Here is a 20219-nt window from a genome sequence, read left to right on the forward strand (position 1 = left end):
ACCGCCGCGCGCGGCACGAAGGCGGGCGTTCGCCCTCAGCGTGACCCAGCCGGGCGGCCCCGTCCCACCCGTGTCGTAGAGTTTCAGAGCAGACGGGCGTCGCGCCCGAAGAGCAGAGAGGCAGTCACCCGTGGAGATTCGCATCGGCATCGCCAACACCGGCCGTGAGCTGAACTTCGAGACGTCGGAATCCGCCGAGACCGTCCGCGCATCCGTCGCGAAGGCACTCGACGCATCCGCTTCGCACGTATCTTTCGCCGACTCCAAGGGCAATTCCTACATCGTTCCCACGGCCTCCCTCGCGTACGTCGAGCTCGGCACCGAAGAGGCACGCCGCATCGGTTTCGTCGGCTGACATGCTGATCGTCCTCGCGCTGGTCGCGGCCGTTGCGATCGGGTTGGCACTGCACCTCGCCCTCCCGTTGCGTCCGGCACGCGGCGTTGCGCTCGCTCCTCTGCTGGACGCGGCAATCGCTGCCGTGATCTATACGAGCCTCACCTGGCTCGGCCTGGCCGAGAGCAACCCCTGGCTGTGGGTCGCGTCGATCCTCATCCCGGCCGCCGTGACCGGGATCGTGCTCGTGGTGGTCTCGCGCGCCCGCGTCGCGCGCGATGAGCGCGAGCGCATCCGTCTCAAGCTCGTCTGAGAGGCCCGCGGCCGCGCTCAAGCGTTGAGGCCGACCGCATCCATCCGTCGCGAGTGCGCGGCCATGAGTTCGGTGAACACCGGCTCGACCTTCTCTTCGGCGGCACGATCGAGACCGACGGATGTCGTCAGCGCCGCCCGCGCGACGAGCAGGGTGTCTCCGACCAGGCGCCGCCCCCACATCGACAGCAGCGAACGCCATTCCTCATCGCTCGCGATCGTCGCTCCGATGATCTCGACGATCGCGCCACGATCATCGTCGGCTTCGAGGATGACGGATACTCGTCGCCCGGTATCCCCGTAGGTCGAGGCGAGCGCGTGGTAGAAATCGTCGAGGAGCCCTGCGGTCAGGTGCACGCTCAGCAGCGTCTCCATCGCACGATCGCCGCTCGTGACGCGACGAAACGCATCGAGCTGCTCACGGAAGGGCAGCATCACGGTCGTGGGGTCTTCATTCCGATCGCGGATGAGCGAGACGATCGCCTGGTGCTTCGTGAGCGCCGCACCGGCCGCGCGCGACAGCGCCTCTTTCTGCGCCAACTCCGGCGTCGAGGTGATCAGCTGCGTGAGCGTCTCGAAATATCCCAGCTGCAAATAGGCCGCCTGGCCCAGGAAGGTCTGCACATCCGGTGCGAGTTCGGAGAAATCGACCCGGGTCGTGCCGGAGGACTCACCCCGGGACCGGAGGGTCAGCACGCGACGCGGCGTGCGCCGACGGCGCAACCAATTGAACACGGGATCAGCCTAGCCGCGGGGGCGCACGGGCGCCCGGGCAAGCGCCGGGAGTGGCGGAAGAGGCGCGTCGCGGGCCCTCGGGTAGGCTGGGCGTCGTCCCGGCGTCGGATCGGGACCCCGCGCCTGTGGCTGAGTGAAGGGCGTGGTATCCCTTCTGCCCCACTGGGGCAAGCACCCAGGCAGCATCTCACTGCCGGACAGGCTCATATTGTGACGACCTTCGCCGAACTCGGTGTCGATCAAGACATCGTCGAAGCCCTCGCGAAGAAGGGCATCGTGGATGCCTTTCCCATCCAGGAGCAGACGATCCCCCTCGGGCTCCCCGGTCAGGACATCATCGGGCAGGCCAAGACGGGCACCGGAAAGACCTTCGGCTTCGGCATCCCCGTCGTCCAGCGCCTGGGACTCGACCCCTCCCCGGGCGTCAAGGCCCTCATCGTCGTCCCGACCCGCGAACTGGCCGTCCAGGTCTACGAGGACATGGACATGCTCACCTCGAACCGCTCGACGAGCGTCGTGGCGATCTACGGCGGCAAGGCGTACGAGGGTCAGATCGACCAGTTGAAGGCCGGCGCTCAGATCGTCGTCGGCACCCCCGGACGCCTGATCGACCTCAACAACCAGCGCCTGCTCAACCTCTCGAACGCGACCGAGGTCGTGCTGGACGAGGCCGACAAGATGCTCGACCTCGGCTTCCTGCCCGACATCGAGAAGATCATCACGAAGGTCTCGCAGATCCGTCACACGCAGCTCTTCTCGGCGACGATGCCCGGCCCGATCGTGGCCCTGGCGCGTCGCTTCATGACGAACCCCATCCACATCCGCGCGACGGACCCCGATGAGGGCCTCACGCAGGCCAACATCAAGCACCTCGTCTACCGCGCTCACTCGCTCGACAAGGACGAGGTCATCGCCCGCATCCTGCAGTCGGATGGCCGCGGCAAGACCGTGATCTTCACGCGCACCAAGCGCGCCGCGCAGCGCCTGTCGGACGAGCTCGGCGATCGCGGCTTCAACACCGCCTCCGTGCACGGCGACATGAGCCAGGAAGCGCGCGAGCGTTCGATGGCGGCGTTCAAGGCGGGCAAGAAGGATGTCTTGATCGCCACCGACGTCGCCGCGCGCGGCATCGACGTCGACGACGTCACGCACGTCATCAACCACACCATCCCCGATGACGAGAAGACCTACCTCCACCGCGCCGGCCGTACCGGTCGCGCGGGCAAGACCGGCATCGCCGTGACGTTCGTCGACTGGGACGATCTGCACAAGTGGGCGCTCATCAACCGGGCGCTGGAGTTCGGTCAGCCCGAGCCGACCGAGACGTACTCGTCGAGCCCGCACCTGTTCACCGACCTCGACATCCCGGCCGGCACGAAGGGTCGTCTGACCACGGCGCCGCGCACGCAGACCGTCAAGACGCAGGAGCCCGCGCGTGAGCGTTCGGGCTCGGCGCCGTCCGGTGATCGCCCCCGCCGTTCACGTTCGCGTTCGCGCTCCGGTGATGGCGCAGAACGAACGACCTCGGCCGCCACCACCGCGCCGACCGAGAGCGCTGTCGCCGCATCCGATGCCCCCCGCACCGAGGGGGGCGGAACGCACGATGGCGGTGGCAGCGAGCACCACGATGGACGCCCCGCACCGTCGCGCCGTCGTCGGCGTCGTCGCTCGGGTGGCTCCTCTGGCGCACCCAGCGCCCCCACCGCGTAAACACCGGCGCGTCTGGATCAGATTGAGCCCCGCGGGACGGCGCCAACCGCTATCTTGAGCGGTGGCGCCCTCAGGCGCCGATCATCCGATTGAAAGGCACACCCGTGCGCATCTTCACCGAAGCCGTCACCACGTCCGGCTACGAGTACCAGGGTTTCTGGGGCTCCTTCTGGGACATCATCTGGTGGTTCCTGGCTATCTTCATCTTCTTCGCCTACCTGATGGTGCTGTTCTCGATCATCAGTGACCTGTTCCGCGACCACAAGCTCAGCGGCTGGTGGAAGGCCCTGTGGATCGTCTTCCTCCTCGTCTTCACCTGGATCGGCGCGCTCGTGTACCTCATTGCCCGCGGCAAGGGGATGAGTGAGCGAGGCGCGGCGCAGGCGGAAGCCATCCACCGCGCGCAGCAGGACTACATCAAGCACGCCGCCGGAACGAGCCCGGCCGACGAGATCGCCAAGGCCAAGTCGCTCCTCGACGCCGGCACGATCACGCAGGCCGAGTACGACCAGATCAAGACCAAGGCGCTCTCCTGATCGCCTGACCAGCACCTGACACGACCCTCGCGGCCCTCACCCCTCTCCCGGGGTGGGGGCCGCGAGGCGTTTCGCCCCCGACATTCGGCCCTCGCACCGCTCCCCCGGCAGAAATCGGGCCGCCCGCCGTCCGCGAACCCCGATTTGTGCCAGGCGAGCGGGACTCTCAGGGGTAGACGGGCGCGACACCGGTGCCGAGCGCGATGATGCGCTCGACCATGTCGTCCGAGGTCGTGTTCTCGCCCGGCAGGTTCGGCTTGCCGAGGCCGTGATAGTCGCTTGAGCCGGTGACGATCAGGTCACGCCGCGCGACGATCTCACGCAGCACGGCGACACCCTCCGGCGTGTTCTCGCGATGATCGAGTTCGAACCCGGCCAACCCCGCGTCGATGAGTTCTTCGAGATACGGAACCGGCATCATCCGTCCCCGCCCGGCGGGAGTCGGATGCGCGACGATCGGCACACCCCCGGCGGCAACGACCAGGCGCACGGCGGTGAGCGGATCGGGGGCGTAGTGTCCCTCGTAATACCCCTCGCGCGGATGCAGGATGCCCTCGAACGCCGCGGACCGATCGATGGCCAGCCCGCGCGCGACCAGCGCATCGGCGATGTGCGGGCGGCCCACGGTCGCGCCGTCGGATGTCTGGGCGACGACGTCCGCCCACGACAGGTCGTAGTCGCGCGCGATGTTGCGGACGATCCGCTCGGCCCGACCCATCCGGTCTGTACGAACGCGTTCCATCTCGGCCCGCAGAGCCGCGTTATCGGGGTCGAAGAGGTACGCGAGGAGGTGGACGCTTCGCCACCCGTGCTTGGCGCTCAACTCCATGCCCGGCAAGAGGGTCATGCCGAGCGACGCGGTGGCCTCGGCGGCCTCGGCCCAGCCGGCGGTCGTGTCGTGGTCGGTCAGCGCGATCGTGCGGAGTCCGTACCGGTGCGCCGCGCGCACGACGGTCTCGGGAGGTTCGGTGCCGTCGGATCTCAGCGAGTGGAGGTGCAGGTCGCTCGGCCCCTCGAATCGCCGCTCGACTCGCCACTGCCCGCTCACCCCATGAGCGTACCCCGCACGTTGATGCGGAGCGGAGCGGGAGCCGGCTGGGGGCCTCGCGTGGGTCGTTCTCCCAGCCTCAGCTTCTAGAGTCGGAGCGTGCTGCGTGTGCTCGGGATCCTCATCGCCGTGCTGTTCGCGATCGCGACAGCGGTGCTGACCTGGCCCTCGTTCTTCCGTGTCGAGCAGACGTTCCCGATCGTTCAGATCGTGGCCTTCCGGTCGCTCGTCGCCGTCGCCTTCGCGATCGCCACGATCCTGATGCTGCTTCTCGCGATCGCCCGGCCCCTCCGAGGGTTCGCCCTCTCGATGGCCTTGATCGCGATCGTCGGGACGCTCGGCAACGGCGCGATCGTCGCGACGCGGGGAATCGGCACCACCGAGCTCCCCGCCGAAACGGAGACGAGCGTGCGCGTCATGACCTGGAATACAGCCGGCGAGGCGACGGATCCCGTATCCGTGGCGCAGACTGCCGTCGCGATGCAGGCGGACATCATCTCGCTCCCCGAAACGACGATCGAGACCGGGGAGCAGATCGCCGTTGCCATGCGCGAACTCGGGCGACCCATGTGGGCGCACCACGTCGAGTTCAACGTGGGCGTGGACACCTGGGATGCCCGATCCACGACACTCCTGATCTCCCCCGAGCTCGGCGACTACTCGATCATCGAGTCGTCGCAGGACGGCTCGAGCAACACGGCGATCCTCCCGAGCGCCGTCGCCATGCCGGTCGACGGCGAGGGACCGATCGTGGTCGCGGTCCACGCCGTGGCCCCGCGGCAGGACGATATGGAGCGCTGGCGCGAGGATCTCCGGTGGCTGGCCGACCAGTGTGCCACGGGCAACGTGATCATGGCGGGCGACTTCAACGCGACGATCGACCACATGGCACGGCTCGGTGTCGACGGCGGAACACTCGGGTACTGCCACGATGCGGCATCCGAATCCGGAAACGGCGGAGTGGGAACGTGGACGACCGACCTTCCCGCGCTCGCCGGTGCACCGATCGATCATGTTCTCTCGACACCCAACTGGAAGGCGACGGGATCGATCGTGCTGCGCTCGCTCGACGGGTCGGGCAGCGACCACCGGCCCCTCGTCGTCCAGCTCGAGCCCGTCGGCTGAGCGAGCCGCCCTCCCGGCGCCGGCGCGGCACGCGTGCGAGACTGGAACGATGAGCACGACAGGTGAAACCAACACGGTGTCCGACGGCGCGGCGACCGACGCGGACGAATCCGCGAGCGCTCGCGACGAGCGCGAGGCGCAGGCCAACACGAACCGACGCCAGCGATTCGGCCAGGGCTTTCTCGACACGATCTCGACCGGATGGGCCGACCGCCCCGAGCCGTCTCCCACAGCCCGCCCGCAGGCCGCCTTTGCCGCCGCGCGCCGCGCGGCGCTCTCGGCGGAGTTCCCGGGCAAACGTCTCGTGGTTCCCGCGGGCGGTGTCGCCGTTCGCAGCAACGACACCGACTATCCGTTCCGCGCTCATTCCGCGTTCGCGCACCTGACCGGGTGGGAGCGGGATGCCGAGCCCGACGCCGTCCTCGTGTTCGACCCGGTCGAGGACGGTCATACCGAGACCCTGTACTTCCGCGAGCGCGCGGACCGCAACACGGCCGAGTTCTACGCGGATGCCTCGATCGGGGAGTTCTGGATCGGACCACGCCCGGCCCTCGCGGGTGTCGCCACCGACCTCGCGCTCGACACGGCGCACATCGATGCGTTCGAAGCATCCGATGACGACCTCGTGGTCGGTGAGGACGAGCGCCTGACCCGCTTCGTGTCCGAGCTGCGGCTCGTGAAGGACGACTTCGAGATCGAGCAGATGCGTCTCGCGGTGCAGGTCACGGCAGACGGGTTCGACGACATCATCCGCTCGCTCCCCCGGGTCATCGCGCACCCCCGCGGCGAGCGCGTCGTCGAGGGCGTCTTCCACCTCCGTGCCCGCACGGACGGAAACTGGGAGGGCTACGACACGATCGCGGCATCCGGACCCCACGCGTGCTACCTGCACTGGACACGCAACGACGGGCCCGTCGTGCCCGGCGACCTCATGCTCATCGATGCCGGCGTCGAGGTCGACAGCCTCTACACGGCCGACATCACACGCACCCTGCCCGTCTCGGGTCGCTTCACCGAGGTGCAGCGCCGGGTCTACGAGGCGGTTCGGGAGGCAGCGGATGCGGGGCTGCGCGCGGCCCGCCCGGGAGCCCGCTTCCGCGCGGTGCACGAGGCCGCGATGTCCGTGATTGCGGCGCGCGTCGCCGAATGGGGCCTCCTGCCCGTGACGGCCGACGAGGCCCTGGCCCCCGACACGGGCGGACAGCACCGGCGCTACATGGTGCACGGCACGAGCCACCACCTCGGCATCGACGTGCACGACTGCGCACAGGCACGACGCGAGATGTACTACGACGGCGTGCTCGAGGCCGGCATGGTGTTCACGATCGAGCCTGGCCTGTACTTCCAGATCGACGACTTGACGGTTCCCGAGGAGTACCGGGGCATCGGGGTGCGGATCGAGGACGACATCCTGATGACCACGATGGGTCCCGTCAACCTGTCGGCGGACATCCCGCGCTCGGCGGACGACGTCGAAGCTTGGATGGCTCGGCTCGCGCCGCAGGTCTGATCCTCACGCTCCCAGCACGAACCTCCGCCGAGCGGAGGGGATCTGCCGAAGCGAGGGAGATCTGGCTCGAAAACTCCCTCCGCTCGGCAGTGGCCCTCCGCTCAGATGAGGGCTCAGAGCTGTCGGGCGCGGAGGAAGTCCGCGACGAGGGGCGCCAGAGCGGCACCCACCTCGTCCGCGGGGCGTTTCTGCCCCTTCACCTCGAAGGAGTGCCCACCACCCTCGATCCAGGTGAGCTGGGCATCCTGGCAGGTGGAGACGGCGCGCTCCAGCCCCTCGTGGGGCACGACGAAGGGGTCGTTGGTGCCCTCGACGAATAGTTGCGGCACGGCGATCCGCGGCAGGTGCTCGGCGCGCTCCTTGGTCGGGTCGCCGGGCGGATGCAGCGGATAGCCGAGGTACACGAGGCCCGCGATGCCGAGGGGCCGTTCGGCCTCAGTCACCGAGGCCAAGCGCCCTCCGTAGGACTTACCGGCCGCCCACACGGGCTCGCCCGCCGGCGCTTCGCCGCGAGCACGGTCAACGACCGCGCGCCAGGTGGCGATCGCGTGGGACGCGGGCCCCGGCATCCGTCGTCCCGCCTCGCGATAAGCGAAGTTGAACCGCACCGTGGCGATGCCCGCGTGCGCCAACGCCTCCGCGAAGCCGACGAGGAACGGGTGGTCGAACCCCGCACCGGCACCGTGTGCGAGGACGAGCGTCGCCCAGGCCGCCGTGGGACGCTGCGAAGCGATGCTGACCTCGGTCTCGCCCGTCGGAAGCGTGACGGGCCAACGCTCCACGCCGCGCGCTGCGGAGGAGATCTCGCCTTCGGAGGAAAGAGGCACCGGTGTCCGTCCTCCGAAGCGGGGATCTCCTCCGTTCACGAGCCGCTGCGGCGGTCTGCTGCGGGGTCGGCCGTGTCGTGGTCTGTCGAGTCCTCGGAGGCGGAGTCGGATGCTTCGGAGGGGGCATCGCCCGACTCGGCGGGCGGAGCAGACGCGACACGCTGGCCGTAACGCGGGGGTGCCTCGGGCGCTGCCTGCTCGATTCGCTCGCCGTAGCGCGGGGGCGCGGCGTCCGGCGGCAGCGGGGGCCGCTCGCCCGGTCCGGCCGTACCACCGGGCGCGGGCGGTGCCGGCGGTATCACGCCGGACCCGGGGGCCGGGGAGACGGCGGAGGGAGCGGGCGCGGATGCCGAGGCCCCGCCGCCGACACCCAGCACCTGCCGCGCCTTCGCGAGACTGTCACCCCCGACCGTGACCTCGTAGTGGTCCGCGAGCACCTGCATGACCGAGGCGAAATCGCGGCGTCGACGAATGAACGAGTACGTGATGATGCTGAGCAGCATGCCGACGGCCACGCCGACGAACAGCACCCCGACGAACGCCTGGATCGGAACGGACGGGCTGCCGAGCACGAGGATCGCCGAGAAGAACAGTCCGATGAGCAGGCCGTTCACGGCACCCGAACGTGCGGCGGTGGCATACCCCAGGCGTCCGGTGACTCGTTCGATCGAACGAAGACCCTGCCCGACGATCGCGATATCGCGCGCGGGAACCTCACCCGCGATGAGCGCCGAGACAGCCTTTTGCGCACCCTCGTAGGTCGGATAGCTCGCAATGGTCTCGCCGACGGCTTCGGCACGTTTGCCCGTGGGGGCGGGTCCCAACATACTCATCCGCCCATTGTCCCACGCGCTCCCTAGGCAGCATCTGTGTCGGGGCTACGCTGGAGCAGTGAGCACGCAAAGGGTCTTTGTCGCGCGCCTGGCCGGGTGCGCCGTCTTCGACCCCGCGGGAGACCGCCTGGGCCGTGTCCGCGACGTCGTCGTGGTGTACCGAGCGAGCGATCCGCCGCGTGTGGTCGGGCTGGTCGTCGAGATCCCCGGGCGCCGGCACGTCTTCGTGTCGATCGGACGCGTGACGTCGATCGCGACCGGGCAGGTCATCACGACGGGCCTGATCAACGTGCGCCGGTTCCAGCCGCGCGGCGGTGAGGTGCGTGTGCTCGCCGAGCTGCTCGGACGGCGCGTTCACCTGATCGACGGCTCGGGCGAAGCCGTGATCGAGGATGCGGCGATCGAACGTAATCGGCTCGGTGAGTGGGCCATCGGCCAGCTGTTCCTCCGCCGCCCGAAGACGAGTGCCAGCCCCTTCGCGAAGGGTCCGACGACGTTCGCGAACTGGACCGACGTGCGCGAGCGGATGGCGCCCGGCGAGTCGCAGTCCGTCGAGCAGCTGGTGGCGTCGTATTCCGAGCTGCTGCCCGCCGACCTCGCCAACACGCTGCTCGACCTGCCCGACGCGCGGATGATGGAGGTCGCGGGCGAGCTCCCCGACGATCGTCTCGCGGATGCCCTCGAAGAGATGCCCGAGGACGACCAGGCGCACATTCTGGAACAGCTCGGCGACGAGCGGGCCGCGGACATCCTCGATGCGATGGAACCGGATGACGCGGCCGACCTGCTCGCCCAGCTTCCCGAGGGCCGCTCCGAGCAGCTGCTCGATCTGATGGAGCCCGACGAGGCCGACGACGTGCGCGCACTGCTTGCCTACGGTCCCGACACGGCGGGTGGTCTGATGACGCCCGAGCCGATCGTGCTCTCGGCCGACGCGACGGTCGCCGAGGCGCTCGCGCTCATCCGCCGACACGAGCTGCACCCCGCCCTCGCGGCCGCCGTGTTCGTCACCCTCCCGCCCTACGAAACCCCGACCGGCCGCCTGCTGGGTGTGGTGCACTTCCAGCGGATGCTGCGCTATCCCCCGCACGAGCGCCTCGGCGCCATCATCGACGACTCGGTCGAGCCCGTGCACGCCACCGCCTCGGCGGCCGAAGTCGCCCGTCTGCTCGCGAGCTACAACCTCGTCTCGCTGCCCGTCGTCGACACCGCCCACCGCCTGGTGGGCGCGGTGAGCGTGGACGACGTGCTCGACTACCTCCTGCCCGATGACTGGCGCTCGCACGATGCGGATGCTTCAGCATCCGGTCCCGCGAGTCGTTCGGCCGGATCGAGGCGCCGCTGATGGCGCGCACGTCTCGTCGGGTCACGCTGGACGCGCCACGCGGGCGCGCCGGCGTGCTGTCGCGCACCCCGCAGCCCTCGCGTGACCGGTTCGGGCGCGCGACCGAGTGGATTGCCCGCAAGATGGGCACGCCGTGGTTCTTGCTCGGGCTCAGCCTGTTCTGCGCCCTCTGGATCCTCTGGAACACCATCGGGCCGGTGCGCTTCGACTCCGCGTCCAACGGCTTCACGGCCCTGACCCTGGTCCTCTCCCTCCAGGCCTCGTATGCCGCTCCGCTCATCCTGCTCGCGCAGAACCGCCAGGACGACCGCGACCGCGTCCAGATCGAGCAGGACCGCCAGCGCGCGGAACGAAACCTCGCCGATACCGAGTACCTCGCCCGAGAGATCGTGGCTCTTCGGCTGGCGCTCACCGATGTCAGCAGCGATGTCGTCACGAAGGACGTTCTCCGTCATGAACTCCGCAACGAGCTGAAGACGCTGCTCGAGGGTCTCGAGGCACGCAGCGACACATTCGATGCGCAGACCGCGGCAACCGATGAGCGCTGACAGCGATGACCCCGGATTCGGGCTCGGCGTCGATCAGAATCTGACCGACGCCGTGCGAACGGCGGTGGGGGCGGTGACCGACCCTGAGCTGCGCCAACCGATCGGTGACCTCGACATGCTGCGCCAGATCGCGGTCACGGATGGAATCGCGGATGTCGGGATCGCCCTGACGATCGTCGGATGCCCCGCCGCGACCCGGATCGAATCCGACGTGCGCCGGGCCGCCGCATCCGTCCCCGGCGTGCTCGATGTGCACGTGGACGTCGGCGTGATGACCCCGGCCGAGCGCGCCGCCCTCACCGACCGCCTCCGAGCAGGTCGTCCCCGTGGCATCCCGTTCACGGCCGAATCCCTCACCCGGGTGATCGCCGTCACGAGCGGCAAAGGCGGGGTCGGCAAGTCGACCGTCACGGCGAATCTCGCCGTGGCTCTGGCCGCGCGGGGGCTCCGAGTGGGCCTCATCGATGCCGATGTGCATGGCTTTTCGATCCCGGGCCTGTTGGGCCTGGTCGATGCCGAGGGCCGAACGGTCCGCCCGACCCGCATCGACGACCTGATCCTGCCGCCCGTGGCCTACGGGGTGAAGACCGTGTCGATCGGCATGTTCCTGCGCGAGGGCGACGAGGGTGCGGCCGTCGCGTGGCGGGGACCCATGCTGCACCGCACGGTGCAGCAGTTCCTCACCGACGTGCATTTCGGCGACCTGGACATCCTGCTGCTCGATATGCCGCCCGGCACGGGCGATGTCGCGATCTCGGTCGGTCAGCTGCTCCCCCACGCCGAGGTCGTGGTCGTGACGACGCCCCAGGCCGCGGCATCCGATGTCGCGATCCGCAGCGCTCTCGTCGCGCGCCAGACGGGGCAGCGCGTCATCGGGGTCATCGAGAACATGGCCGCACTCACCCTGCCGGATGGCACGGTGCTCGACCTCTTCGGTTCGGGTGGGGGTGCGCAGGTCGCGGCAGCACTGTCCGCATCGGAGGGACCGGATGCATCCGGTGACGTCCCCATGCTGGCGTCGATTCCCCTCAGCCCGGCGCTGCGCACAGCGGGCGACGCGGGCACTCCGCTCACGGCAACGGGCGACGAGACGGATGCCGCGGCGGATGATCCCGCTCGGCGTGCCCTCATCGACCTGGCCGCCCGGCTCGCGGCGGTCCCCCGCGGTCTGGCCGGGCGCCCCCTCACCGTGACTCCGCACTGACCCCGAAGACCCCGCACCGATTTCGAAGACGCCGCACTGATCTCGAAGGAGAGCCATGGCATCCGACACGACCATGACCATGACCACGACCGTCACCACGACGCATGGACCGGTGCGGGGCGACACCGACGGCACCGTTCGGTCGTGGAAGGGCATCCGGTACGCCGCCCCGCCGATCGGTCCGCTGCGCTGGCGCGCGCCGCAGCCCCCGGAGCCGTGGACCGACGTGGCCGACGCCACCCGCTTCGGGCCCATCCCCGTGCAGACGGCATCGCCCGCGATCCGCCTGCCCGAGGACGCCGTGCAGAGCGAGGACTGCCTGACCCTGAACGTGTGGGCGGCAGAATCGGTTACGCCGGATGACCCCCGCCCGGTCATGGTGTGGGTGCACGGCGGCGCCTACATGTTCGGCGCGACATCCCAGTCGTTGTACGACGGCCGCTCGCTGGCGGCGAGCGGCGAGATCGTCCTCGTCACCGTCGGGTACCGCGTGGGCGCGCTGGGTTTCGCCGACCTGTCGGCGTTCTCGACCGACAGCGAGACGTTCGAGACCAACGTCGCACTCCGCGACATCCTGTTCGCCCAGGAATGGGTTCGCGAGAACATCGCGGGCTTCGGCGGCGATCCCGCGAGCGTGACGCTGTTCGGCGAATCCGCGGGTGGTGGCATCGTCACGACGCTCATGACGTCGCCCGCCGCGCGCGGCCTGTTCCACCGCGCGATCGCCGAAAGCTCGCCCGCGACCTCGGTGTACGGCCGGGTCCGCGCGGAACGCGTGGCGCGGGAGCTCCTGCAGACCGTCGAGGCCGACCCCGCGGACATCTCATCGTTTCGCGAGATCCCGGCCGAGCGCCTCGCCGCCGCCGCGATGACCGTGTACGCCGCCACGCCCGTGGACGAGCCGGGAACCCTGGCGTTCACGCCCGTCGTGGACGGCGTCCTGGTGCCCGAGCATCCCGTCGACGTCTTCTCGCGCGGCGACGCTCTGCCCGTGCCCTTGTTGATCGGCACCAACCGCGACGAGACATCGCTGTTCACGAGGATGAAGTCGCCTCTGATGCCCGTGTCGCGCGAGGCGATCTTGGAGATGTCCGCGGATCTGCGGACGGACCGCCCCGATCTCGATATCCCCACCGATGCCGAGATCCAATCGGCGTACGCCGGCCTGCGACTGAAGCAGCAGGGCCCGGCGATCTCGCGCGATCTCGGATTCCGGATGCCGACGCTCTGGGTCGTCGAAGGCCACGCTGCGGTCGCACCAACGTATCTGTATCGCTTCGACTGGTCGACCCCCATGCTGCGGGTGCTCGGAATCGGCGCGACCCACGCGACCGAACTGCCGTACCTGTGGGGGAACATGCACGGCAGCAAGAAAGACATCACCTTCCGCCTGGGCGGGATGCGCACGGGCCACCAGCTCTCGCGACGCTTCCAGCAGCGCTGGATCGGGTTCGCGGTGAGCGGCTCACCCCAGGCGGAGGACTCCGTGACGTGGACGCCCTACACAGCGGCGGAGCGCGCAACGCTCGTGATCGACCGCGTCGACCGCGTAGAGCCGGATCTCGACCAGGACCTGCGCGCGGCATGGGGGGAAGAAGTGCTGTCCTTCACCTGACTCATCCGCGCCGTCCCGCCAGCGGTTCGGTGCTCAGCGGCTCGGCGCTCAGGTGGCTTCGGAATCGTAGGGTGTCGCGTCCGATGCGGAGGGGGATGCGGATGCCGTGGCCGTTGCGGCCGCAGCCGCTCCCCCACCCCCGAGGGCGGTCGTCGCCGGCCGGGGCGCCCCGGGACTGACGGGCTTCAGCGGGGGCTCATCGAGCAGCGCCTCACGGATGATGCGCCGCGGGTCGTACTGGCGGGGGTCCAGCTGGCGCCAGTCGACGTCACCGAAGTCCTCACCCATCTCATCCCGCACGCGCGTCTTCGCGCCGCGCAGGAACTCCCGCAGCCGGTTCAGCAACTTGGCCAGACCCTCGGCGTACCGAGGCAACCGCTCGGGTCCCACGAGCATCGCGGCGATCACGCCGATCAGCAGAAGCTTCTCGATCGTCAGCCCGAAGAACATGACTACAGGTTACTCGCCGCGCCTGCGGTCAGAGTCCGCAACTGCCGCGTAATCTAGGGAAAATGGACAAGCGCGTGAGCGGACAGCAGGCCAGCTGGCGATACGCGACGGAACAGGTCACCGAGCCCGATCCGATCGCGAAGGCCCGCGCGCACTCGCTCGAGTTGGGCATCATCCCCATCGATCCTGCGATCGGCGCACAGTGCGCCGTGCTCGCAGCCGCCTCGGACGCCCTCAATCTGGTCGAGATCGGCACGGGGGCCGGGGTGTCGGGCATGTGGCTGCTGCGAGGCAGCTCCCGAGGAATCCTGACGACCATCGACGCCGAACCCGAGCACCTCGCCGCCGCGCGCAAAGCGTTTGCAGACGCGGGTATCCCGCCCGCACGCGCACGCTTCATCACCGGACGCGCCGCGGATGTCCTGCCGCGCATGAACGAGTCGGCATACGACATCGTCCTGATCGACGCAGATCCCGAGCACATCTTGGAGTACGTCGCCCACGGCCTGCGTCTGGTGCGCGTCGGCGGGACGGTGCTCATCCCCCGTGCGCTGCAGAACGGGCGCGTCGCGGATCCTGTCCAGCGCGACCCGATCACGACCGCCTTCCGTTCACTCATCCAAGAGACGCAGGGCTCTCAGGCGGTCATGCCCGCCCTGTCGATCGTCGGCGACGGCCTGCTGCAGCTGACCAAGATCACGGAGTAGCGCCGCACACGTCGCCGAATGTACGGCTTCCGCGCGAGTGCACGACCTCCGCACCGTCCCGAAGGCATGCATTCGCGCGAAAGTCGTGCGCTCGCGGATATAGGGATCCGGATGCGGGTGCCCCGGGGACGCAGAAAGGCCGGTCCCGCGAACGGAACCGGCCTGACGACGAACTCTACGCGGAGACAACTCCGGAGAGCACGTCGTGAAGCTCCTTGGCTTCGGCGTCATTGACCGAGACCACCAGACGCCCCCCACCTTCGAGCGGCACCCGCACGATAATCAGGCGCCCCTCCTTCACAGCCTCCATCGGTCCGTCGCCGGTCCTCGGCTTCATGGCTGCCATAGCGGCCCCTTTCGTCGCGAAATCTAGCTCGGACTAGTTTATCGTGCCCACCGACACAAATCGGCCGAGCGGTATATCAGGGGACCTGCCAGTACATGTTTGCCAGCCCATACATGTTCCAGATCCACCACCATTGCCCCACGAGGCACACGGCGAGCGCTCCGATCCGCCAGATGATCGAGCGTGGGGCAGCGACCGCGCCCCAGAGCGGCGAGAGCGGAAACAGCAGCCGGAAGACGCTCGACTGGGGGAAGAACACCGCAAACAGGTAGACCAGGTAGCTCGCCGCCCACAGCCGCACCTCGACCCCGAGACGCCGCACGTGCGGCTCGAACAACAGCAGCGCGGTCGCACCGAGCATCAGCACGACCGCCGCGACGATCCCGACTCCCGCGGGCGCCCCCCACGACCGCAGCCAGAACTCGGCACCCGCGAACCAGCCGTGGAAGGGGATGAACACTCCCCCGTCCGCGACCCAGTTGCGCCGCCAGGCCAACTCCGTCGCCAGATATCCGCCTGGGTTCCCCGTCACGATCGCGACGATGACCTGCCACGCGAAGCCGGTCAGAACGGCCAGGGCTCCGAGCGCCAGGATGTGCGTGATCTCGATCCTGCGGAGCGGCTCACGGTCGCGCCGAAACCACCGCCAGAGACCGAACAGTCCGAGGAAGAGCGCGAACGCGAGCACCCCCGGTCGGGTGAAGGCCATGAGCGGGATCAGCGCATAGAGCCATCCGTAGCGCCGTCGCTGCACGCACCAGATCGACAGGAGCAGCCACAGCAGGAACAGCGACTCGGCGTACGCGACCTGGAACAGGGCCGCCAGGGGCGCGGACGCGAACAGGGCGACCGACCACAGCGCGGTGGTGTCACCGATGCGCCCGCGCGTCATCTGGAACAACACCAGGCAGCAGCCGAAGCCGGCCGCGATCGCAACGAGGAACGCGCCCGCCCCCCAGTAGCCGAAAGGGATGCCGACCACATTCGAGAGGAAGGCGTAGATCGGCATGAAGGCCCAGGCGTTCTCGGCGACGGCGCCCGTGTCGGTCAGCGGGAGCTGCGCCGGGTAGCCACTGACCGCGATCAGCCAGTACCACTGGGCATCCCACCCGATGACGAAGGCCCCGAGTCCCGGGCCCGTCCCGAAGCGCGAATCCGGGCCCGACATCGCGGACGCGAGCAGCATCAGACCCGTTGTGACCAGCCGCGCGGCCAGGTAGATCAGCGCGACCCAGACGACCACCCCCGGCCCTCGCGGCGGGCGTAGCAGCAGTGCGTCTTCGTCGGGGTCGGGGGCCTCGCGCCCGCTCACGCCGTCAGCCACGCCCGCAAACCGCGCGCCACAGACTCGATCTGGGCGATCGACACCCGCTCCTCGTCGTGGTGCGCGAGGTGCGGGTCACCGGGGCCGTAGTTGACGGCGGGCACCCCGAGCGCGGAGAAACGCGCGACATCCGTCCACCCGTATTTCGGTCGCGGTTCGGCGCCGACGGCCGCGACGAACTCCCGGGCGAGCGGGGCGTCGAGTCCCGGGCGTGCGCCCGGCGCGAGGTCGACGATCTCGACCTCGAAACCCTCGAATACAGCACGAACGTGCTGTTCTGCCTCGAGTTCGGAACGGCTCGGGGCGAACCGGAAGTTCACCACGACCTCGCAGAGATCGGGGATCACGTTGCCGGCGATCCCTCCCGAGATCGAGACGGCGTTCAGCCCCTCCCGGTAGTCGAGCCCTTCCACCGCGATCGTCTGCGCTCGATAACGAGAGAGCCGTTCGAGGATCGGAGCGGCCTGATGGATCGCGTTCTCGCCGATCCACGAACGCGCCGAATGCGCCCGCATGCCGTAGGTACGGACGATCGCCCGGAGGGTGCCGTTGCATCCACCCTCGACCTCTCCCTCGGACGGCTCCCCGAGGATCGCGAAGTCCGCCTGAAAGAGATCCGGCCGGCTGCGCGAGAGCCGATTGAGTCCGTTGAGGCTCGAATCGACTTCCTCGTGGTCGTACCACATCCAGGTGATGTCGACCCGGGGTTCGGCCAGCTCGGCGGCGAGCACGAGTTGCACCGCCACGCCGGCCTTCATGTCGACCGTGCCGCGCCCCCAGATGCACTCCACACCATCAACCACCACATCGCGCGTCGGCAGGTTGTCGTTGATCGGCACCGTGTCGATATGGCCCGCGATCACGACCCGCTGGTCCCGGCCGAGCATGGTGCGTGCCACGATCGTGTCACCGTCGCGGAACACCTCGAGGTGCGGCAATGCCGACACCGCGGCATGGATCGCGTCCGCGAGGGGGGTCTCATCCCCCGAGACGCTCGGGATGTCACAGAGCACCCGGGTGAGCTCGACGGGCGATACGGACAGGTCGAGCTGCGGCATCCCCCGAGTGTACCGGCGCTGTCGTGGCCGCCCCGGGCCCGCGCGATTCGGTAGCGTGGGAGGCATGACTAGCGAGCGGTGGGTGTGGGGCGAGGGACTCGCCACGATGTCGAGCAATGGGACGGTGCTCGACACCTGGTACCCGAACCCGCAACTCGGACGTGTGCCGACCGGGCGCGATGCGGCGATCGCGGACGACAACGTCGACCGCCTGGCGGCCCCCGACGACCGCCGCGGCGTCACGGTCGAGGCCGTGACGGTCGAGATCGACCTCGATGCACCTCCCGCATCGACCTCCGACGCCTACTTGCGTCTGCACGTGCTCTCGCATCTCTTGGCGGCGCCGAACGAGGTCAACCTCGACGGGATCTTCGGGCACCTGCCCGTGGTGGCGTGGACGAACGCTGGCCCGATGCATCCGGATGATGCCACCCGACTGCGTCCCCTGCTGCTGCGCGATGGCATCCAGGTGGGCTCGCTCGATAAGTTCCCGCGCCTGACCGACTACGTGACTCCCGTCGGCGTGCGGATCGCGGATGCCTCGCGCGTGCGCCTGGGCGCGTACCTCTCTCCTGGCACGACGGTCATGCACGAGGGCTTCGTCAACTTCAATGCGGGCACGCTCGGATCATCGATGATCGAGGGACGCGTTTCGCAGGGCGTCGTCATCGGCGACGGCAGCGACATCGGCGGCGGCGCGTCCATCATGGGCACACTGTCGGGCGGCGGCACGCATCGCATCGCGATCGGCGCACGCACCCTGCTCGGTGCGAATGCGGGGGTGGGCATCTCGCTCGGTGACGACTGCGTCGTCGAGGCCGGACTTTACGTGACCGCCGGGACCAAGGTCGCGCTCGTCGATGCCGCGCCTAGGGCCGACGGCACCGTACCCGTGGTCAAGGCCGCCGAGCTCTCGGGCAGCGACGGCATCCTGTTCCGACGCAACTCCGTCTCGGGTGCTGTCGAGGCGTTGCGTCGCGCGGGCGTCGGCGTGACGCTGAACGAGGCTCTGCACGCCTGACCCCTCCCGCGGCCGCCCTGCGAGCCACAGCGACGGTCCCTGAGCCACAGCCACGGTCCCTGAGCCTGTCGAAGAGTCCGGCCCCCGATCTGCGACATGACACACGCCGCGACGGCGTGCCAGAATTATCGCGTGGTGGGCGGTCGTCGCCCATGGGAAACCAATGGCTACGTTTTTCGATGCGTCACCGATGGTCGGTAGCAGCGAAGTGAGGAGCATCGCGTGGCATCTTCCCGAGCGCGTGCGAGTGCGGCGCTGCTGCTCCTCGCGGCCGCAGTCTCGGTCGTCGTCGGAGCCGGGTTCGTCAGCGCCAACGGACGCGCCGACCTGACCGCGCTCGGCGCATTCAACACCGCGCGCAATGACCTCATTGACGCGCGAGACACTCTCGCATCCGAAGTGGCTCGCTCCGCGCGAATGAAAAAGACCGCAACGGATGTCTACGCCTCGGCGCGAAGCGTCGTCGATGTCGCCGACCCCGCCCTGTTGTCTGATGCCACGACCCGCGACGCGGCTCTCACGGCGCTCGAATCGCTCGTCGCTCATGCCGGTCTGACTGTAGCTGTCGATGGAACCGCCACCGTGTCGATGTCGGTGAGCTCCAACTCTGCAGCGTCCTCCGTGCCCGTGCCGCCACATGATCGAGACGCTCGCTACCGACAGGCGGCCGACATGCACGCCGAGGCGATCGACACGTGGGACGACGTCGATACTCTTCGTGCCGAATCGGCGGCCCTCAGCGCAGAGCTCACCGGGGTGCGAAAAGCCGCGGAGGCCATCGTGACCTCCGCGCACGCATACGGTGCGGCGACGGCGGTGCCCGAACTCACGGCGCCCGAAGCCGCCGCAGCCTATGCCACAGCCGTCGCAGCCCTAGAATCCGCGGCTCCGACCGAGTTCGTGGCGGCGCTCCGGTCTTATCAAGAATCGTGGCAGGCCGCCGTCGCTTCGCACGATGCCGAGACCGCGAAGCGCGCTGCGGCGGCGGCTGCGGCAGCAGCCGCTCGTGCCGCGACGAGTGCGGGCGGGCAGCGCGCATCGTGCACGGACGGCCCGACACCCACGTACATCCGCGGGATCCTGGTCGTCAACAAGTCCTACGCGATTCCGCCGTGCTTCGGCGGCGGGCTGACGGCAGAGACACGAAACGCGTTCGAAGCGATGCGCGCCGAGGCAGCGGGGCTCGGTTTGCGGCTGGTCATTTCGAGCGGGTACCGCTCCTACGCGACGCAGCAGTCTCTCTATGGCCGCTTCGTTGCTCGCGAGGGCGTCGCGGGAGCGGATCGACACTCGGCGCGACCGGGGCACAGCGAACATCAGTCGGGTCTGGCGTTCGACCTCAACTCGATCAGTGAAGCTTTCGGATACACCGGCGAGGGGGTGTGGGTGCGAGACAACGCGCACCGCTTCGGCTTCATCGTTCGTTACCCTCCGGGCAAAGAGGGCATCACCGGGTACATCTGGGAACCGTGGCACCTGCGGTATGTCGGCGCTGCCGCATCCGACATCTACGCCAGCGGACTCTCGCTGGAGGAGTATCTCGGAGTGTCGTCGCAGTACGCGGGATGACGGGTCGGGCATATCTCTCTCACAGGCTCAGCAACCGGGAGGGCCCTTTCGGTGACGGTCCT

At 68.9% G+C, this 20219-nt stretch carries 21 protein-coding genes; 13 read left to right on the forward strand and 8 right to left on the reverse strand.

The window, feature by feature from the left end; genetic code table 11:
• Positions 1–130: 130 nt before the first annotated feature.
• Positions 131–355 carry a DUF3107 domain-containing protein gene (locus ACXZ1E_RS03620; RefSeq protein WP_036299639.1) on the forward strand — a complete coding sequence of 75 codons (225 nt, stop codon included), beginning with the start codon at positions 131–133 and terminating at the stop codon, positions 353–355.
• Position 356: 1 nt separating this feature from the next.
• Positions 357–647, forward strand: a complete 291-nt coding sequence (locus tag ACXZ1E_RS03625) for a hypothetical protein (protein ID WP_458042071.1) — start codon at positions 357–359, stop codon at positions 645–647.
• A gap of 17 nt (positions 648–664) precedes the next feature.
• Here ACXZ1E_RS03625 and ACXZ1E_RS03630 read toward each other — a convergent pair whose 3' ends face one another.
• On the reverse strand, positions 665–1381 hold the full coding sequence (locus ACXZ1E_RS03630; protein WP_458042072.1) for a ferritin-like fold-containing protein: 717 nt from the start codon (positions 1379–1381) through the stop codon (positions 665–667).
• Positions 1382–1591: 210 nt separating this feature from the next.
• On the opposite strand from ACXZ1E_RS03630, the gene ACXZ1E_RS03635 reads away from it, so the two are divergent.
• Both ACXZ1E_RS03635 and ACXZ1E_RS03640 read left to right on the forward strand, forming a co-directional pair.
• A complete protein-coding gene (locus tag ACXZ1E_RS03635) occupies positions 1592–3091 on the forward strand; it encodes a DEAD/DEAH box helicase (protein WP_458042073.1) in 1500 nt (499 codons plus the stop codon).
• Between the two features lie 104 nt (positions 3092–3195).
• Entirely contained in the window at positions 3196–3627 is a 432-nt protein-coding gene (locus ACXZ1E_RS03640; RefSeq protein ID WP_458042074.1) for an SHOCT domain-containing protein, read from the forward strand.
• Between the two features lie 166 nt (positions 3628–3793).
• Here the strand turns inward: ACXZ1E_RS03640 and ACXZ1E_RS03645 are convergent, their stop codons facing one another.
• Entirely contained in the window at positions 3794–4675 is an 882-nt protein-coding gene (locus ACXZ1E_RS03645) for a PHP domain-containing protein (protein WP_458042075.1), read from the reverse strand.
• A 99-nt stretch (positions 4676–4774) separates the two neighbouring features.
• Here ACXZ1E_RS03645 and ACXZ1E_RS03650 point away from each other — a divergent pair, with 99 nt between their 5' ends.
• A complete protein-coding gene (locus tag ACXZ1E_RS03650; protein ID WP_458042076.1) occupies positions 4775–5800 on the forward strand; it encodes an endonuclease/exonuclease/phosphatase family protein in 1026 nt (341 codons plus the stop codon).
• Positions 5801–5849: 49 nt separating this feature from the next.
• Positions 5850–7310, forward strand: a complete 1461-nt coding sequence (locus tag ACXZ1E_RS03655) for an aminopeptidase P family protein (RefSeq protein ID WP_458042077.1) — start codon at positions 5850–5852, stop codon at positions 7308–7310.
• Between the two features lie 113 nt (positions 7311–7423).
• Here ACXZ1E_RS03655 and ACXZ1E_RS03660 read toward each other — a convergent pair whose 3' ends face one another.
• The gene (locus ACXZ1E_RS03660; RefSeq protein ID WP_458042078.1) at positions 7424–8137 is read right to left on the reverse strand and encodes an alpha/beta hydrolase family protein; all 714 of its coding nucleotides are present in this window, start codon (positions 8135–8137) and stop codon (positions 7424–7426) included.
• Between the two features lie 35 nt (positions 8138–8172).
• Complete coding sequence (locus ACXZ1E_RS03665; protein ID WP_458042079.1) at positions 8173–8970, reverse strand: general stress protein; 798 nt, start codon at positions 8968–8970, stop codon at positions 8173–8175.
• A gap of 58 nt (positions 8971–9028) precedes the next feature.
• Here ACXZ1E_RS03665 and ACXZ1E_RS03670 point away from each other — a divergent pair, with 58 nt between their 5' ends.
• The 4 genes from ACXZ1E_RS03670 to ACXZ1E_RS03685 are packed head-to-tail and all read left to right on the forward strand — an operon-like array spanning position 9029 to position 13682.
• Positions 9029–10315, forward strand: a complete 1287-nt coding sequence (locus ACXZ1E_RS03670; RefSeq protein ID WP_458042080.1) for a magnesium transporter MgtE N-terminal domain-containing protein — start codon at positions 9029–9031, stop codon at positions 10313–10315.
• The gene (locus ACXZ1E_RS03675; RefSeq protein WP_458042081.1) at positions 10315–10863 is read left to right on the forward strand and encodes a DUF1003 domain-containing protein; all 549 of its coding nucleotides are present in this window, start codon (positions 10315–10317) and stop codon (positions 10861–10863) included. Before ACXZ1E_RS03670 ends, ACXZ1E_RS03675 begins: the two co-directional genes overlap by 1 nt.
• A complete protein-coding gene (locus ACXZ1E_RS03680; RefSeq protein WP_458042082.1) occupies positions 10853–12067 on the forward strand; it encodes an Mrp/NBP35 family ATP-binding protein in 1215 nt (404 codons plus the stop codon). Before ACXZ1E_RS03675 ends, ACXZ1E_RS03680 begins: the two co-directional genes overlap by 11 nt.
• Positions 12068–12122: 55 nt before the next feature.
• Positions 12123–13682, forward strand: coding sequence for a carboxylesterase/lipase family protein (locus ACXZ1E_RS03685; protein ID WP_458042083.1), 1560 nt, complete (start codon positions 12123–12125; stop codon positions 13680–13682).
• Between the two features lie 48 nt (positions 13683–13730).
• Here ACXZ1E_RS03685 and ACXZ1E_RS03690 read toward each other — a convergent pair whose 3' ends face one another.
• Positions 13731–14132: a Sec-independent protein translocase TatB gene (locus tag ACXZ1E_RS03690; RefSeq protein WP_458042084.1), complete on the reverse strand. Its 402-nt coding sequence runs from the start codon at positions 14130–14132 to the stop codon at positions 13731–13733.
• Positions 14133–14194: 62 nt separating this feature from the next.
• Here ACXZ1E_RS03690 and ACXZ1E_RS03695 point away from each other — a divergent pair, with 62 nt between their 5' ends.
• Positions 14195–14839: an O-methyltransferase gene (locus tag ACXZ1E_RS03695; protein WP_458042085.1), complete on the forward strand. Its 645-nt coding sequence runs from the start codon at positions 14195–14197 to the stop codon at positions 14837–14839.
• A 175-nt stretch (positions 14840–15014) separates the two neighbouring features.
• On the opposite strand, the gene ACXZ1E_RS03700 is transcribed toward ACXZ1E_RS03695, so the two are convergent.
• The 3 genes from ACXZ1E_RS03700 to dapE form a co-directional block, all read right to left on the reverse strand.
• Positions 15015–15185 carry a DUF3117 domain-containing protein gene (locus ACXZ1E_RS03700; RefSeq protein ID WP_081766366.1) on the reverse strand — a complete coding sequence of 57 codons (171 nt, stop codon included), beginning with the start codon at positions 15183–15185 and terminating at the stop codon, positions 15015–15017.
• A gap of 76 nt (positions 15186–15261) precedes the next feature.
• Complete coding sequence (locus ACXZ1E_RS03705; protein WP_458042086.1) at positions 15262–16497, reverse strand: hypothetical protein; 1236 nt, start codon at positions 16495–16497, stop codon at positions 15262–15264.
• A complete protein-coding gene (dapE, locus tag ACXZ1E_RS03710; protein WP_458042087.1) occupies positions 16494–17567 on the reverse strand; it encodes a succinyl-diaminopimelate desuccinylase in 1074 nt (357 codons plus the stop codon). Before dapE ends, ACXZ1E_RS03705 begins: the two co-directional genes overlap by 4 nt.
• 64 nt (positions 17568–17631) lie before the next feature.
• Between dapE and dapD the strand changes: the two genes are divergently transcribed.
• Positions 17632–18588, forward strand: a complete 957-nt coding sequence (gene dapD, locus ACXZ1E_RS03715; RefSeq protein WP_458042088.1) for a 2,3,4,5-tetrahydropyridine-2,6-dicarboxylate N-succinyltransferase — start codon at positions 17632–17634, stop codon at positions 18586–18588.
• Between the two features lie 222 nt (positions 18589–18810).
• On the forward strand, positions 18811–20157 hold the full coding sequence (locus ACXZ1E_RS03720; protein WP_458042089.1) for a M15 family metallopeptidase: 1347 nt from the start codon (positions 18811–18813) through the stop codon (positions 20155–20157).
• Positions 20158–20219: the final 62 nt, after the last annotated feature.

This window comes from Pacificispira sp. HM-600, assembly GCF_977993705.1.